Origin of the sequence: Agromyces seonyuensis, from assembly GCF_009789225.1 — a bacterium.
Classification (GTDB): Bacteria; Actinomycetota; Actinomycetes; order Actinomycetales; family Microbacteriaceae; genus Agromyces; species Agromyces seonyuensis.
The window spans coordinates 20,450-36,837 of sequence record NZ_WSTA01000032.1 but is presented as its reverse complement, the minus strand read 5'-3'; the positions used below and the strand labels follow the sequence as shown (position 1 = coordinate 36,837).

Sequence of the window (16,388 nt, the reverse complement as noted above, 5' to 3'; positions counted from 1 at the left end):
GCACCGCGGTCGCGATCGCCGCTCCCGCTGCGCCGCCGGCGACGGCGCCAGCGGCGAACACGCCGCCCGCGCGCAGGAACTCGCGTCGGCTCGGTCGCCCGCCCCCGTCCGGAGCCGGTCGCGCGGCCGCATCCTCGCTCGCAGTCTCGGACCCGCCCGGTCGATCGGGCGGCGTCTCCCCCGCCGCGCCCGCCCCGCGCCCGCCTGTCTCGTCCCCCGACATGCGCTCGACAGTAGCGGAGGCGCCGCCCGGCGCCGAGGATCACACGTCGGCGGCCGGCTCCTCCGCTGCGGTCGGCGCGTCCGACGCCGCATCGGCCGCGTCAGAGTCGCCGAGCCCCAGCCCCTCGGGCCCCTGGGTGACGAGGATCGCGAACTGGGCCGCGTCGAGCACCGGCACGCCGAGCTCCTCGGCCTTGGCGAGCTTGGAGCCCGCACCGGGACCGGCCGCGACGTAGTCGGTCTTCTTCGACACGCTCGAAGCCGCCTTGCCGCCGGCTTGGATGATCGCCTCCTGCGCGCCCTCGCGGGTGAACCCGTCGAGCGAGCCGGTCGCCACGACGGTGAGCCCCGCGAGCACGCCGCCCGCGGCGACCGCCGCCCCCGGTCCCGGGTGGCCGGGCGTCGCCCACTGCACCCCCGCCGCTGTCCAGCGGTCGACGATCTCGCGATGCCAGTCGACCTCGAACCACTCCGCGAGCGACTCGGCGATGATCGGGCCCACGCCCTCGACCTCGGCGATCTCGGCCACCGACGCGCCGCGGATCGCGTCGAGCGAGCCGAACCAGTCGGCGAGCGCGCGCGCGGCGACGGGGCCGACATGACGGATGTTCAGTGAGACGAGCAGTCGCCACAGCGGCTTGGTCTTCGCCTTCTCGAGCTCGTCGAGGAGGGTGGTGGCGGCTTTCGAGGGCACCGCGACGCGGTAGTCCTTCTTCACACCGGCCTTGCGGCGCTCGGCCGGGGTCCAGTCCTCGGTGCCGGGCGGGTAGGCGGCCGGGCTCAGCACCTGGAAGGGCGCGCGGCGCACGGGCTCGCCCGTCTCCTCGTCCTCCTTCGGCTCGCCGGTCTCGGGGTCGCGCACGACGACGACGATCGGCACGAGCTGCTCGAGGGTGAGATCGAACAGTCCGGCTTCGGTGACGAGCGGCGGCTCGGCGGGCGACTCGGGACGGGTGAGCGCGGAGGCGGTGACGACGCCGAGCGCTTCGATGTCGAGGCCGCCGCGCGATCCGATGTGCTCGACGCGCCCGAGCACCTGGGCGGGGCAGTTCTCGGCGTTCGGGCAGCGCAGATCGATGTCGCCGGCCTTCATGGGGCGCAGTTCGGTGCCGCACACGGGGCAGTGCACCGGCATCGTCCACTCGACTTCGGAGCCGTCGCGTCGTTCGAGCACGGGGCCGAGGATCTCGGGGATGACGTCGCCCGCCTTGCGCAGCACGACCTGGTCGCCGACGAGCACGCCCTTCGCTCGCACCACGTCCTGGTTGTGGAGCGTGGCCTGCTGCACGACCGAGCCGGCGACCTTGACCGGCTCCATGACCGCGTAGGGCGTGGCGCGGCCGGTGCGGCCGATGCCGACCTCGATGCGCAGCAGCTTGGTCGTGACCTCCTCGGGCGGGTACTTGTACGCGATCGCCCACCGCGGGGCGCGGCTCGTGGCGCCGAGCTCGTCGTGGAGGGCGAGCTCGTCGACCTTCACGACGATGCCGTCGATCTCGTGCTCGAAATCGTGCCGGTGCACGCCGCACTCGGCGATGAACGCCTGCACCTCGGCCGCGGTGTCGAAGACGCGCGAGTGCGGCGAGACGGGCAGACCCCACCCGTCGAGGAGCCCGTAGATGTCGGACTGGTTCGGCAGTTCCGGATGCTGCCAGGCGCCGATGCCGTGGATGTAGAGCGAGAGGCGCCCGAGCCGCTCGCGCATGAGGTCGATCTGGTCGGCGTTCTTGTTCTCGCGGCGTTGCCGGAGGCTGCCGGCGGCGGCGTTGCGCGCGTTGGCGAACTCCGGGTAGCGCACCTTCACCTTGTCGGCGGGCACGCCCTTCGCCTGCTGGTCGGTCTCGAACGCGGCCTGCAGCTCGTGCTGGCGCCCGTTCATGGCGGTGAAGTCGGCGGTCGCGATGAAGACCTCGCCGCGCGCCTCGAAGAAGGGCGGGAAGCCCTCGCCCGAGAGGGTGCGCGGGATGACCGGGATCCAGTCGATGTTCTCGGTGATGTCTTCGCCCACTCGGCCGTCGCCGCGCGTCGTCGCGGTCTCGAGCACGCCGTCGCGATAGGCGAGGCTGATGGCGAGGCCGTCGATCTTGAGCTCGGAGAGCCAGCGCACCGGCCGGCCCGCGGCGTCGGCCGTCTTGACGGCCCAATCGGCGAACTCCTCGAGGCTGAACACGTTGTCGAGGCTGAGCATGCGCTCGGCGTGCTCGTGGGGCGGGAACCCCGCGGAGACGACCGCGGCGCCGACCTCCTGCGTGGGCGAGTCCTGCCCGGCGAGCTCGGGGAACGCGCGCTCGAGGGCTTCGAGCCGGTGGAACTGCTCGTCGTACTGGCCGTCGCTGACGAGGCTCACGCCCTCGGAGTAGTAGGCGGTGCGGTAGCGCTCGATCTGCTCCCGCAGCGCCTCCCACTCGGATCGTGCGCGCTCGAAGTCCTGCGTCTGCTCCACCCGGTCAGCGTAGCGAGGACGGCGGACAGGCCGCGGTTCGCTCACCCCCCGAACGGGGGCCGCGAGGACGGGACGACGTGGACGAACCGGAAAAAACGGATGCTCCCCGAAACGCGAAGACGCTACGATTTCTCAGATTCCTCTCATCGGATCCGACGCCGGATCCAGGGCACCATCGTCTGCCCGGCCGAGCGCCGGGCGGCCCGCGTCCCCCCGGACGCGTCCAGCTCCACCTCCCCGCGTTTCTCCTCCCCGTTGCACGCGAAACGAGGTCGCCGTGTCCCGGAAGCGACTGCCCGCTCTTTCGGGCGCCGCCGCAGTCGGCGCGCTCATCGCCTCCTTGGCGCTCGGCGCACCGGCGGTGGCCGGAGGGCAGCACGCGGAACTGCGGATCTCCGCGCCGGCTTCGGGCTCGACCCTCGAGTACTCGACGGGCGACGATTTCGTCTACGCGGGCACCGCCGAGCACGGCGATCGGCGCGGCCATGACGGTCATGACGGGGACGGCTGGGATGACGGTGACGACGCTCCCGGCGCCGGACGCGGTGGCGCCGGCAGGTCGGCGATCGAAACCGACGGCCGGGCCGACCCCGGCCCCGATGGGGTCGAGGGCGGCCCCGGGACGGACGGGAACGGCGCGACCGAGTCCGCCGACGGCGGCGCCGCAGGTCCCGAGCCGGACTCGGGGACCGCGACCGGCGGTGCCGAGGAAGGCTCCGGTTCCGGCGAGGCGGCTCCCGTTCCCTCCCAGACGTCGACGCCCGCGCCCGTTCCGGCACCCGCTCCCCTGCCTGCCCCGACCCCGGTCACGCCCCCCGCCGCGGTGCCGACCGACGACCCCGGCGACTCGATCGACTCGAGCGGCGTGGAATCCGACCTCGAAGCACCGCCCGCCGCCGACGCGGGCACGTCCTCGGTCGCGGGGAGCGGCTCGTGGTGGTTCGAGCCGGCGTCCGAGTCCGGCCGGGGCCGCACCGGCGGGAAGCCGGCGCCGCCGGTCGTCTCGCTCCGCCTCGACGGGACGCCGATCCCGGGATGCACCGCCGTGCCCGTTCGCTCCGATGACACGTGGCGCTGCGAGGGCAGGCCCGTCCCGGCTCCCGGCGCGCACACGCTCGAGGTCCGCGCCGATGGCCGGAGCGCGAGCATCCGGTTCATCGTCCGGTTCCCGGCCCCGACGCCTGCCGTCGACCCGGTGGTGGCCGACGACGAGTCCGCGCTCTTCACCGGCACCGCGTTCGCCGGCGCCGGCTCCGTCGTCCGGGCGAGCGTCACGGGAACGGAGGCGAAGTGCCTCTCGAGCGTGAGCCCGACGGGCGCCTACTCCTGCACGCTCGGCACCGCCGGTCTCGAACCCGGCGACTACCGCGTCGAGATCGTCCAGCGGACGTGGAAGGTCGGCAGCGCTCCGGCTGCGGTGACGCTCCGCGTGCCGGAGCGCGCGCCGGTCGTGCCGGCACCGCCGGTCGTCGACGACGATCCCGCAGGCGGCTCGACCCTCGGCGATTCGACGACGCTCGGCGGCGGCTACGACTTCGCCTCGCTCGCCGGCGGCGGCGGCGGCTCGGTCGTCGTCGACGTCGTCGGCCCCGACGGCACGACCTCCTCCTATTGCGGCACGACCGTCTACCTCCCGGGCACCGCGACCTGGTCGTGCACGGTGCCGCTCGCCGTCGGCGAGTCGACGCTGTCCGCGCACGTCGTGAACGTCGTGACGGGAACGTCGTCGCCGGCGAGCGGCCCGATCGTGCGCATTCGCGGAACGGCGGACCCGGTGACGCTCGTCGTCCCCGACTCCCGCCGGTTCGCGAGCGGCGCCGCCGTGCACTGGTCGGGCACCGGACCCGCGATGGGCCGCGTGGTGATCGAGCGGCGGACACCGGGCAGCGGCGAGTGGAGCGCGGTGTGCGCGATCGGCGTCGACCGGCACGGCGCCTGGGCGCTCGACTGCGTGCCGCCCGACGGTCGCTGGGAGTTCCGCGCGGTCGGCACCGACCTCGCCGGCGGACGCACCTTCTCGGCGGTCACGCAATCGATCCTGAGCGGCGCCGCGCCGACGTGGCCGTGGACGTTCGGCCTCATGCCGTCGGGACAGCTCTACGCGGGCGGCGACCTCGAGTTCGACGGGTCCGGCGCACCGCCCGGCACGGTCATCGCCGTCGTCCTGCATTCCGACCCGGTGCTGCTCGGCGCGGCGACCGCCGGGGCGGACGGCGCCTTCGTGTTCCGTTCGGCGATCCCGGCTTCGATCGAGCCCGGATCCCACCAGTTGGTGCTCACCGCGACCACGCCCGACGGCGACGAGCAGTCGACGACGTTCCCCGTCGTCGTGCTCGCCCCGCCCGTCGACGCACCCCCGGAGCCCGCGCCGGCTCCGGAGCCGGAACCGGAAACGGAACCGGTCCCGGACTCCATCGCCGCTCCCATCACGGTCGCTTCGGTCTTCGAGGCACCCGTCGAGCTCACGATCCCGCCGGTCGCGACCGCCGGTCCCGCCGCGATCACCGAGGATCGCGAGGAGCTCGTCCCGGAGGGCGAGGTGGAGGTCCTCGTCGCCGAATCGGAGGAGGAAGCCGCGAGTACCCGCGACGAACCCGGCGCGCCGAGCGCGCTGACCCACGCACTGCCGCCGATCCAGCACCTGGCGCCCGAGTCGATCGTGCTCGCGGGGCTCGTCGCGCTCGCCCTGCTCTTCCTCATCGCAGTGCCCACCGAGATCCTGAACTCGACCATCTCCTCGAGCTCGGGGCGCCTCGGCCGCGGCTTCCGGGCGATCGAGCGACGCATGGATGCATTGCAAGACGCGTTCGTCGCGTTCACCGGTTCCCGGGCCCTCGCGGCGCTCATCCTCGTCGTCGTCGTGAGCGTCATCTTCGGCTTCACCGATCCCGACTTCGGGTTCGACCTCACCTCCATGAGACTCGTGCTCTCGCTCGCGACGGCGTTCTTCCTGCTCAGCTACGTCGCGAGTTGGATCACCCGCCTGCTCGTGCAGCGCCTCGGCGACGACATCGAGACCGAGATCTCGATCCAACCGGCGATCATCGTCTTCGCGATCGTGGGCGTCATCGCCGCACGACTGCTCGACTTCTCCCCGGGCTTCCTCATCGGCCTCGTGATCGGCCTCGAGATGGTGCGCGCCTCCCGCCGTCAGGCGCGCAACGCCGTGCTGATCCAGGCTGGCGTCGTGCTCACCCTCTGCATGGGCTCGTGGATCGCGTACTCGATGCTCGCCGACGTCTCTCCGGACGGCTTCGGCATCGCCTACCTCATCGACACGCTCGTCGCGATCGTCGCCGAGGGCCTGACGGCCCTCCTCGTCGTCTCGTTCCCGCTGCACTTCCTCGAGGGCCGCCGGGTCTGGGAGGACTCGAAGCTGCTGTGGGGTGCGCTCTTCTTCGTCGTGGCGCTCGCGTTCTCGCTGCTCGTGCTCCCGACCGCCGGCAGCGGGACGACGCGCGGCGACGTGTTCTTCTGGATCCTGATCTTCGCGGGCTTCGCCCTGATCGCCTTCACGATCTGGGCCGTCTTCACCCGGCTCGACGTGCGCGAACCGCACCGCCCGGAGGACGAACCGGAAGTCGATGCTCCGAAGCAGACGGCGACGACGGGCGCCGACGGGGCCGGCGACCGCCTGCCGTTCGTCTGACGCCCGCCGTCCGACCGGTTCAGCCGCGCAGCGCCACCCGGTCGACCCGTCGGTGGAACTGCGTGCCGGCGATGCCGCCGAGCACCGCGCCGCCGAGGCTCGTGAGTGCCGCCAGGACGGCGATCGAGAGGCCGAGGACCGTGAACTCCCCGTCCGAGAGCGGGATGCGAGGCAGCGTGCCGAGGTTCGCGAAGAGGTCGGTGCGCCCGTCGAGCAGCACCGAGGCGAGGGCCGCGACGATCGCGATCACGAGCGCCCAGGTCCAGACCGCGACGCCCTGCACGGCACCGTCGAAGCGGGCCATCCGGCCGGCGACGTAGCCGCCCGCGAAATAAGAGAGGAAGACGCCGACGAGCACGAGGCCGGCGCCGAGCCAGCCGATCGTCTCGGCGTCGACGTCGAGCGTGCCGATCCAGCCGGGCACCGCGTCGTAGCCGAGCAGCGCGCCGGCGGCGGCCACCAGGGCGAGCAGCACCGCGGCGGTGCCCGTGGCGGCGAGCCAGCCGAAAAGGGCGGAGCCGACCTTGACGCCGCCGAAGCGGCGGCGCTGCCGGGCGAGCAGCTCGCGCTGGGTGGGCTGGGCGGACTGCCCCGCGTCGGGATCGGATGACGCGGGGCCGGACGCCTCTGCGGCGGCGGCACCACGGGCTTCCGCCTCGCGGGCGGCGGCCCGTGCGGCCGTGCGTGTGGCGGGCCGCTCGTCGACGGCGGGTGCGGGCTCCTCGGTGCCGAGCTCGCGAGCGGGGGTTGCGGAGGTGCGATCGATGGTCACGCTGGACTCCTCGTCGTCGGGACGTGCCGGGATCGGCACTGCGACGACCCTAGGGACGACGCGGGCACCGACGGCAGGCCCTTGACAACGCAGGGCTCCGGCCGGTAATCGCGCGCACGGCACGCCGGCGGCGCGCCCGTCGAGGCTGAGCCGCCGAGCGGTCTCAGACGGAGACCGGCACCGCCGAGACCGTGCGGTCGATCGTGAACTGGCCGAGCACGCGCGTGCCGACGTAGATCACCGCGGTCTGCCCCGGGGCGACGCCGTCGAGCGGGGCATCCGGGGTGACGACGAGCTCGTCGGCGCCCGACTCGCCCGCCTGGAGCACGGCCGCGGCGGGAACCGGGTCGGCGTGGGCGCGGATCTGGACCTCGCACTCGAAGCGGCGGCTCGGGTCGGCCGGCGGCTCGCCCGCCCACGAGAACCGGGAACCGGCGATCTCGGCGATCGCGAGCGCCTCGCGCGGGCCGACGACGACGGTGTTGTCCTTGGGACGCACCTCGAGCACGAACCGGGGGCGGCCGTCGGGCGCGGGCGTGCCGATCGCGAGGCCCTTGCGCTGGCCGACGGTGTACGAATGTGCGCCGTCGTGGCCACCGAGGCGGTTGCCCTCTCGGTCGACGATCGCGCCGGGCGCCGTGCCGACCTTCTCGGCGAGCCAGCCCTTCGTGTCGCCGTCGCTGATGAAGCAGATGTCGTAGGAGTCCGGCTTCTGCGCGACGGAGAGGCCGCGACGGGCCGCCTCCTCGCGCACGAGCGCCTTCGAGGGGGTGTCGCCGAGCGGGAAGTACGCATGGGCGAGCTGCTCGGCGGTGAGGACGCCGAGCACGTAGCTCTGGTCCTTCGCCTCGGCGCTGGCCCGGTGGAGCTCGCGATGGCCCGCGGCATCCTCGACGATCTTCGCGTAGTGACCCGTCGCGACGGCGTCGAAGCCGAGCGCGAGCGCCTTCTCGAGCAGCGCGGCGAACTTGATGCGCTCGTTGCAGCGCATGCAGGGGTTCGGCGTGCGGCCGGCGGCGTACTCGCTGATGAAGTCGTCGACGACGTCGGCCTTGAACCGCTCGGAGAAGTCCCAGACGTAGTAGGGGATGCCGAGGACGTTCGCGGCGCGCTGGGCGTCCATCGAGTCCTCGATCGTGCAGCAGCCGCGGCTGCCGGTGCGCAGCGTGCCGGGCATCCGGCTGAGCGCCAGATGCACGCCGACGACGTCGTGGCCCGCCTCGACGGCGCGCGCCGCGGCGACGGCGCTGTCGACGCCGCCGCTCATCGCTGCCAGTACTCGCATTCGACGGAGTTTACGCCCCGCCCCTGCACGGTTCCCCGGAGCCGAGGCATCCTCGCCGTTCGGGGACGGAGTGGCTCAGCGGTCGAACGAGGTCTGCCGAGAGGCCATACCGGCACGACTCGCCCGGGAGACGGCGTCGGGCAGGGCCGCGAGGAACGCATCGACGTCGGCCTCGGTCGTGCCGTGGCCGAGCGTCATCCGCAGCGCGCTGCGCGCCTCGGGTTCGGTGCGTCCCATCGCGAGCAGCACGTGCGAGGCCTCGGGCACGCCGGCGGTGCAGGCCGAGCCGGTCGAGACGGCGACGCCGGCGGCATCCAGGAGGAAAAGCAGCGAGTCGCCCTCGCAGCCGGGGAAGGCGAAGTTGGCGTTGCCGGGCAGGCGTTCGGGGCCGGGCTCCGGACCGGAGAGCACGGCGTCGGGCACGCTCGCACGGACGCCGGCGATGAGGCGGTCGCGGAGCACGGCGAGCCGCGCCGCGTGCGCGGGCAGTTCGACGGCGGCGAGCGCGGCGGCCTCGGCGAAGGCGGCGGCACCCGCGACGTCCTGGGTGCCCGAGCGGATGCGGCGCTGCTGGCCGCCGCCGTGCAGGAGCGCCTCGATCGTCGCCGAGCGGTCGAGCACGAGCGCGCCGACGCCGCTCGGGCCGCCGATCTTGTGCGCCGACACCGAGAGCGCGACGAGCCCGCTCCCCCGGCCCGAGCCCGACTCCCGCCGCCACGCGCCGAACTCGATCGGGAGCTGCCCGTAGGCGGCGACCGCGTCCAGGTGCAGGGGCACGCCGGCGCGCGCGGCGAGCCGGGAGGCTTCGACGACCGGCTCGATCGTGCCGACCTCGTTGTTGGCGACGAGCATCGTCACGAGCGCGACGTCGGACGAGTCTGACAGGGCTGCGGCGAGCGCGTCGAGGTCGAGGCGGCCGGCGCGGTCGAGCGGCAGTTCTTCGACGATCGCGCCGTCGTGCGCCGCGAGCCACTCGACGGAGTCGAGCGTGGCGTGGTGCTCGCCGCCGGGCAGGAGGATGCGCGTGCGCACGGGGTCGGCGGCGCGGCGCGCCCAGTAGAGCCCCTTGATCGCGAGGTTGATCGCCTCGGTGCCCGAACCCGTCAGCACGACCTCGATGCCGTCGACGCCGAGGGTCGCGGCGATGCGCTCGCGCGACTCCTCGAGGAGTTGCTTCGCGCGCTGGCCGGCCGAATGGATGCTCGCGGGGTTCGCGCCCGCGGCGAGCGCGTCCGTGTACGCGGCGATCGCCTCCGCGCGCATGGGGGTCGTCGCGGCGTGGTCGAGGTAGACGCCCATGCCGTTCCCCTTCCCGTCGTGCCCGTCGTCGCCCGCGTTTCGGGCTCGTTTCGGCCCGTCGGTCGCGCGGGAGCCGGTGCTGCCCGCACAACTACTGTAGGTCGCATGATCCCGGCCGACTCCGTTCGCTCGCTCGGCGTTCGCACGACCTCGACGGGGCCGCGCCTCGCGGTCTGGTCGCAGCACGCGAGCGCGATGACCCTCGTGCTCACCGATCCGGCCGAGCCGACGCGCATCCTCCGCGAGGTGCCGATGCGGCGCAATCTCAAGGACATCTGGGCGGTGAGCGAGGACGGGCTCGTCCCCGGTGCGCACTACGCGCTGCGCGTCGACGGCCCGCGCGGCCCGGGCCACGACTTCGACCCGACGCGGCTGCTCCTCGATCCGTACGCGAAGGGCCTCGTCGAGACCGTGGACGGGTGGCGCGGCGTCGTCGTCGACGGCGGCTTCGATTGGGGCGGCGTCGGCAAGCCCCGTGTGCACCTGGACCGCACCGTCATCTCCGAGGTGCACGTCAAGGGCTTCAGCGCGCTCAACCCGGAGGTGCCGGCCGAGCTCCGCGGCACCTACGCGGGTCTCGCGCACGAGTCGAGCATCCGGCACTTCCAGCGCCTCGGGGTGACGACGGTCGAGCTCCTGCCGGTGCAGCAGTCGACGACCGAGCTCTGGCTCGCGAAGACCGGGAAGCCGAACTACTGGGGGTACAACACCCTCGGGTTCTTCGCGCCGCACGGCGCGTACGCGACGCAGGCCGCGCAGGCGGCGGGTGCCGACGCGGTGCTCGCCGAGTTCAAGGGCATGGTGCGCCTGCTGCACGAGGCCGGGCTCGAGGTCGTGCTCGACGTCGTGTACAACCACACGGCCGAGGAGGGCGCGGACGGGCCGACGTACAGCTTCCGGGGCATCGACAACCTCGGCTACTACCGCCACGACGCGCACGGCAACTACGTCGACACGACGGGCTGCGGCAACTCGGTCGACTTCGGTTCGACGATGCCCGTGCGGCTCGTGCTCGACTCGATGCGCTACTGGGCCGAGGAGCTGCAGATCGACGGGTTCCGCCTCGACCTCGCCGCGGCGCTCGGCCGCGACGACCACGAGCGCTACACGCCCGACCACCCGCTGCTCGTCGGCATGCTCGCCGACCCCATCCTCGGCGACGCGAAGCTCATCGCCGAGCCCTGGGACATCGGCCCCGACGGCTGGCAGACGGGCAACTTCCCGCACGGCTTCAGCGAGTGGAACGACCGCTATCGCGACCGCATGCGCGACATCTGGCTCGGCGACCTCCGCCGCGAACGCAAGACCGGCGACCCCGGCAGCGGCATCGGACGGTTCGCGACCCGGCTCGCCGGTTCGTCCAACACGTTCTCGGGCACCCGCGGGCCGCTCGCGAGCGTCAACTTCATCAGCGCCCACGACGGCTTCACGATGGCCGACCTCACCGCGTACGACGTCAAGCACAACCAGGCCAACGGCGAGCACAACCGCGACGGCTCGAACAACAACAACTCCTACAACCACGGCGTCGAGGGGCCGACGGACGACGTCGCGATCATCGCGGCGCGCCGGCAGAGCCACCGCAACCTGCTCGGCACCCTGCTGCTCTCGGCGGGCATCCCGATGCTCGGCATGGGCGACGAGTCGGCGCGCTCGACGGGCGGCAACAACAACCCCTACTGCCTCGACGACGAGTCGAACTGGCTGCACTGGGACCTGGAGCCCTGGCAGGACGATCTCGTCGCCATCACCGCGGAACTGCTGCGGCACCGCGCCGAGAACCCGGCCCTGCGGCCGATGCGCTTCGGACGCTTCGGGGAGACGACTCCCGGCGCGTCGAGGATGGACTGGTACAACGCCGAGGGCGGCACCATGACCATCGACGACTGGAACAGCCCGCGCGAGCGCACGCTGCAATACCTCGCGGCCTCGACGCCCGAGTTCGAGGAGTTCAATCGCATCCTGCTCGTCGTCCACGCCCACGAGGCAGAGCAGGAGGTCGTGCTGCCCGCGCACTCGGGCGTCACCGGCTACACGGCGCTGTGGTCCTCCGCCGACGAGCGGCCCGCATCCGGCACGTCGGCGCTGCTGCCGGGCGACCTCGTGACGATGGCCCCCGTCTCGATGCGGCTCTTCCGCGCCGAGGGCGTCGAGGACGACGAGGCGCCGACGGCGCCGGCACCGACGGAGCCGACGGCCGGGGATTGAGCGCGCGCATGGCCAAGACGACGGATGCCGCCGCCGGCACGCCGGCGACCCTCGCCCTGACCCGGGCCGGGATCGCGTTCACCGCGCACGCCTACGCCCACGACCCCCGGGAGACGAACTTCGGCCTCGAGGCGGCGGAGAAGCTCGGGATCGACCCCGATCGCGTGTTCAAGACTCTCGTCGTGCAGGTCGACGGGTCGCGCCTCGCCGTCGGCATCGTGCCGGTGTCGGGGTCGCTCGACCTCAAGGCGATCGCGGCGGCCGTCGGCGGCAAAAGGTCCGAACTCGCCCCGCTCGACCTCGCCGAGCGCAAGACCGGGTACGTCCGCGGCGGCGTCTCCCCCATCGGCCAGAAGCAGGCTCTGCCGACCGTGCTCGACGAGTCCGCGATCCTCGCCGAGACGATCCTGGTCTCGGGCGGTCGGCGCGGCCTCGACGTCGAACTCGCCCCCGACGACCTGCTGCGGGCCACCGGCGGCGCGTACGGGGCGATCGCCCGGCCGTGAGAGACCGAGCCCGGTTCGGGGACTCCTGCGGCTTCCGCAGCAGGTGTCCCCCGGATTGGGCGTCGCCGCGCTCGTCCACCTTGCGTTAACCTCGTCGCCGCGTGCCCGCAACGTCCACTGCTGCGCGAACCGTGCACGCACCTCTCCCTGACGGAGGTCGCATGTCCCATTCCGCTCCGCACGTCGTCGCATCCAAGCTCGGTCTCACGAATCCCGCCGTCGCCGGGCTGCTCGCGCTGCTCCTGCTCGCCGACGCGGCGCTGATCCTCCTCTACTGGTCCCTCGAGGTCGTCGGCGAGCCGTCGAACCCGTCCTTCGACCTCCAACTCGACCGGGGGTACGGCGAGTTCTTCCAGTACGTGCAGTCGTTCTGGGCCGCCGCACTCCTGACCTGGCTCGCCGTCCGCGAACGCGTCGCGGTCCTCGGCGCCTGGGCGCTCGTGTGCGTGTTCTTCCTCACCGACGACTGGTTCCAGCTGCACGAGCACGCCGGCTTCTGGTTCGCCGGTCTGGTGCCCTCCCTCGGCGACGTCGGACACGACCTCGGCGAAATCGTCTGGTTCGCCGCCGTCGGCCTCGTCCTCGTCATCGCCGTGTGGCTCACCGATCGAGTCGCCCCGCTCGAATGGCGCTCGGTCTCCGCGGTGCTCATCGTGCTGTTCGGGCTGCTCATCTTCGCGGGCATCGTCGTCGACGCCGTGCACGAGACGATCCTCGACCTCCCCGGTTTCGGCGTGCCGCTCGTGACGCTCGAGGACGGCGGCGAGATCGTCGTCATGAGCTTCATCGTGACGTTCCTCTTCGCCGTCGCCACGACGCGGCACCGCCCCACCGTCGGCGGCCCGCTCCACCGGCTCGTCGGCACGCGCCCGCAGGACGGCCGGCGTCCGGGCAAGGTCGCCGCAGGCTGAGACCGGCGGTCCCCGCCGCAGGAGCGGGGCGGCCCGCGGCGTCAGCCGGCGACGGCGACGAGCCCCAGTTCGGCCGACGACGTGAGCAAGGCGTGCCTCGGCAGCACCCGCACCGTGTAACCGATCCGCCCCGCGCGCTCGAGCGCCACCTCCGCCGAGTAGCGGTACTGCCCTTCGTCGCCCGGCGCGGCGACGAGCTCCTGACGGCTGACGTCGGTGAGCTCCGCACCGCCCTTCGTGCGCCCGGAGACGACCTCGACCCGCACATCGTCGGGGCTCAACTCGCCGAGGTCGACGATCGCGCCGACGTGCAGGGTGTCGCCGAGGTAGGGCACGGCGGCGACGCCGGCCGACTCGACGTGCACGACGTGCACCGCGGGCCAGGCTGCTCGCACCTTCGCCTTCCAAGCGGCGAGCTCCCCCGCAGCCCCGCCGTCCGCGGCGGCGACGGCGTCCGCCTGCGCCGCCGCCGGCGCGTAGAGGCGCTCGGTGTACTCGGCGACCATGCGGTCGGCTCCGAGGTCGGCGGAGAGCGTCGCGAGCGTGTGCCGCACCATGCCGAGCCACTCGCCGGGCAGGCCGTCGGCGCCCCGGTCGTAGAACGCGGGGGCGACTCGGTGCTCGAGCAGGTCGTAGAGGGCGGCGGCCTCGATGCGGTCGCGCTCGTCGCCGTCGCCCGCGGCATCCGCCGACGGGATCGCCCAGCCGTTCTCGCCGTCGGAGAACTCCGCCCACCAGCCGTCGAGGATCGAGAGGTTGAGGGCGCCGTTCATCGCGGCCTTCATGCCCGACGTGCCGCAGGCCTCGAGGGGGCGAAGCGGGTTATTCAGCCACACGTCGCAGCCGGGGTAGAGCACCTTCGCCATGCCGATGTCGTAGTCGGGCAGGAAGACGATCTTGCCGCGCAGCTCCGGCTTCTCGGTGAACTTCACGAGCTGCTGGATGAGGTGCTTGCCCGCATCGTCGGCGGGGTGCGACTTGCCCGCGATGACGAACTGCACCGGCCGATCGGGGTCGGTGAGGATGCGCTCGAAGCGCTCCGGGTCCTCGAGCATGAGCGTCAGGCGCTTGTACGTCGGCACGCGTCGGGCGAACCCGACGGTGAGCACGTCGGGGTCGAGGGCGTTCAGCACCCAGTCGGGCACGATCGAGCCGGGGCGCTGCTCGGCCCAGGATGCCGCGAGGCGGCGCCGCGCGTCGTCCACGAGGTTCGCGCGCATCGCGCGCTTGACGGACCAGAGCTCGCCGCCGTTGACGTTGTGCTCGCCCCAGGGCACGTGCTCGGTGTCGGTCGAGCCGAAGGAACGCTCCGCGAGATCGACCATCGCGGGGTCGATCCAGGAGGGCCCGTGCACGCCGTTCGTGACCGAGGTGATCGGCACCTCGTCGGGGTCGAAGCCGGGCCAGAGGTCGCCGAACATGCGTCGGCTGACCTGTCCGTGGAGTTTCGCGACGCCGTTGGCGTGCCCCGCGAGGCGCAGGCCCATGATCGCCATGTTGAACGCGCCGGTGCCGTCCGTGTCGCCGGGTTCCGTGCCGAGGGCGAGCGCCTGGGCGGCGGGGATGCCGGGCAGCACGGTCGGGAGGTAGCGGGCGACGAGGTCGCGCTCGAAGCGGTCGATGCCGGCGGGCACCGGCGTGTGCGTCGTGAACACGGTGCCGGCGCGCACGAGCTCGAGCGCGGTGCCCCAGTCGATGCCCTGCTCGAGCCGGCGCCGGATGCGCTCGAGCCCGAGGAACCCGGCGTGGCCTTCGTTCATGTGGTACACCTCGGGCGTCGGCGTGCCGGCCACCCGGGCGAGGGCGGCGAGCGCGCGGATGCCGCCGACGCCGAGCAGCAGCTCCTGCAGCAGGCGGTGCTCGCCCCCGCCGCCGTAGAGGCGGTCGGTGACGGCGCGGAGGTCGTCGTCGTTCTCGGGCACGTCGGTGTCGAGCAGCAGCAGCGTGACGCGGCCGACGGCCGCCTGCCACACGCGCGCCTTCAGCACCCGCCCGTCGGGCAGGTCGAGGCCGATCTCGACGGGGGTCTCGCCCTCGCGCAGCACGGTGAGCGGCAGCCCGTCGGGGTCGAGCACCGGGTACGACTCGAGCTGCCAGCCGTCGCGCGAGATCGCCTGCGCGAAGTAGCCGGCCTTGTAGAACAGGCCCACGCCGATGAGCGGCAGACCGAGGTCGGAGGCGGCCTTCAGGTGGTCGCCCGCGAGGATGCCGAGACCGCCGGAGTACTGCGGCAGCGCCTGCGCGATGCCGAACTCCGGCGAGAAGTAGCCGATCGAGGCCGGTCCGGGCTCGTCGCGCTGCTGGTACCAGCGCGGCTCGCCGAGGTAGCGGCGCAGCTCGTCGCGCTGCGCCTCCGCGTCGGCGACGAAGGAACCGTCCGCGGCGAGCTCGGCCAGCCGGGACGGCTGCACGTCGCCGAGCAGGGCGATCGGGTCTTCGCCGACCTCGCGCCACAGGGCCGGGTCGATGCGTTCGAAGAGCCGCTTGACGGGCAGATGCCACGACCAGCGGAGGTTCGCGGCGAGTTCTTCGAGGGCCTGCAGGGATTCGGGGACGACGGCGCGGACCGTGAACGTGCGGATCGGCTTCACCCTCGTCAGCCTAGGAGGGCGCCCGTGACGCTCGTGTGAACATTCCGCGTCGCGCCCTCGCGAGCCCCGTGCGTTAGGTTTGGCGCACCCGCACCGCTGCAGGACCCCGCGGTGCCGCCGAGAGGAACCCGATGCCCGACGATTTCACGAACCCGGCCTTCTCGAACCCGCCCGGCGGGTTCGGCGCCTTCGGCGTCGTGTTCGGCGTCGTGTTCGTGCTGGTCTCGCTCGTCATCGCCGCCGGGTTCGTGTTCGTCGTCGTCGCGATCGTGCGGAACGCACGGCGGGCGCGGGCGCACGGCCTCGACCCGATGACGATGGAGACCGACCTCGCCGCACGCGTGTTCACGAGCGACCTGCTCGCCCCGGCGGAGTCGATCGAGTCCCGGCTGGCCCGCGTCGACGCGCTCCGGCAGTCCGGTGCGATCAGCGCCGACGAGCACGCGCAGGCGCGCGCCGCGATCGTCGCGAGCGCCTGACCCGCGCACCGTCGTGCCGATCG

The 16,388-nt window shown here is 73.0% G+C and carries 10 protein-coding genes and 1 pseudogene; 5 read left to right on the top strand and 6 right to left on the bottom strand.

Annotated elements, in window-relative coordinates:
• Positions 1–223 (bottom strand): annotated as a pseudogene (locus GB864_RS18485) (hypothetical protein); the annotation flags it as partial.
• A gap of 39 nt (positions 224–262) precedes the next feature.
• Complete coding sequence (gene ligA, locus GB864_RS08860; RefSeq protein ID WP_160424170.1) at positions 263–2,665, bottom strand: NAD-dependent DNA ligase LigA; 2,403 nt, start codon at positions 2,663–2,665, stop codon at positions 263–265.
• A gap of 277 nt (positions 2,666–2,942) precedes the next feature.
• On the opposite strand from ligA, the gene GB864_RS08855 reads away from it, so the two are divergent.
• Positions 2,943–6,314 (top strand): hypothetical protein, encoded by a 3,372-nt coding sequence (locus GB864_RS08855; RefSeq protein WP_160424168.1) that lies wholly within the window; start codon positions 2,943–2,945, stop codon positions 6,312–6,314.
• 19 nt (positions 6,315–6,333) lie between these two features.
• Here the strand turns inward: GB864_RS08855 and GB864_RS08850 are convergent, their stop codons facing one another.
• From GB864_RS08850 to GB864_RS08840, 3 genes are all read right to left on the bottom strand, one after another.
• Entirely contained in the window at positions 6,334–7,086 is a 753-nt protein-coding gene (locus GB864_RS08850) for a hypothetical protein (RefSeq protein ID WP_160424166.1), read from the bottom strand.
• Between the two features lie 163 nt (positions 7,087–7,249).
• Complete coding sequence (gene mnmA, locus GB864_RS08845) at positions 7,250–8,371, bottom strand: tRNA 2-thiouridine(34) synthase MnmA (RefSeq protein ID WP_160424164.1); 1,122 nt, start codon at positions 8,369–8,371, stop codon at positions 7,250–7,252.
• 75 nt (positions 8,372–8,446) lie between these two features.
• Positions 8,447–9,670, bottom strand: a complete 1,224-nt coding sequence (locus GB864_RS08840) for a cysteine desulfurase family protein (protein WP_160424163.1) — start codon at positions 9,668–9,670, stop codon at positions 8,447–8,449.
• A gap of 105 nt (positions 9,671–9,775) precedes the next feature.
• Between GB864_RS08840 and GB864_RS08835 the strand changes: the two genes are divergently transcribed.
• From GB864_RS08835 to GB864_RS08825, 3 genes are all read left to right on the top strand, one after another.
• Positions 9,776–11,878, top strand: a complete 2,103-nt coding sequence (locus GB864_RS08835) for a glycogen debranching protein (protein WP_160424161.1) — start codon at positions 9,776–9,778, stop codon at positions 11,876–11,878.
• 8 nt (positions 11,879–11,886) lie between these two features.
• Positions 11,887–12,384: a Cys-tRNA(Pro) deacylase gene (gene ybaK, locus GB864_RS08830; protein ID WP_160424159.1), complete on the top strand. Its 498-nt coding sequence runs from the start codon at positions 11,887–11,889 to the stop codon at positions 12,382–12,384.
• Positions 12,385–12,545: 161 nt separating this feature from the next.
• A complete protein-coding gene (locus tag GB864_RS08825; protein WP_160424157.1) occupies positions 12,546–13,295 on the top strand; it encodes a hypothetical protein in 750 nt (249 codons plus the stop codon).
• Between the two features lie 41 nt (positions 13,296–13,336).
• Here the strand turns inward: GB864_RS08825 and glgP are convergent, their stop codons facing one another.
• Positions 13,337–15,886, bottom strand: coding sequence for an alpha-glucan family phosphorylase (gene glgP, locus GB864_RS08820; RefSeq protein ID WP_160424155.1), 2,550 nt, complete (start codon positions 15,884–15,886; stop codon positions 13,337–13,339).
• 131 nt (positions 15,887–16,017) lie between these two features.
• Here glgP and GB864_RS08815 point away from each other — a divergent pair, with 131 nt between their 5' ends.
• On the top strand, positions 16,018–16,365 hold the full coding sequence (locus GB864_RS08815) for a resistance to Congo red protein (RefSeq protein ID WP_160424154.1): 348 nt from the start codon (positions 16,018–16,020) through the stop codon (positions 16,363–16,365).
• The last annotated feature ends 23 nt before the right edge of the window (positions 16,366–16,388 follow it).

Coding starts and splice junctions, on each gene's coding strand:
- mnmA (WP_160424164.1), bottom strand. CDS start 8,371: ATGCGAGTACTGGCAGCGATGAGCGGCGGCGTCGACAGCGCCGTCGCC.
- GB864_RS08840 (WP_160424163.1), bottom strand. CDS start 9,670: ATGGGCGTCTACCTCGACCACGCCGCGACGACCCCCATGCGCGCGGAG.
- GB864_RS08835 (WP_160424161.1), top strand. CDS start 9,776: ATGATCCCGGCCGACTCCGTTCGCTCGCTCGGCGTTCGCACGACCTCG.
- ybaK (WP_160424159.1), top strand. CDS start 11,887: ATGGCCAAGACGACGGATGCCGCCGCCGGCACGCCGGCGACCCTCGCC.
- GB864_RS08825 (WP_160424157.1), top strand. CDS start 12,546: ATGTCCCATTCCGCTCCGCACGTCGTCGCATCCAAGCTCGGTCTCACG.
- GB864_RS08815 (WP_160424154.1), top strand. CDS start 16,018: ATGCCCGACGATTTCACGAACCCGGCCTTCTCGAACCCGCCCGGCGGG.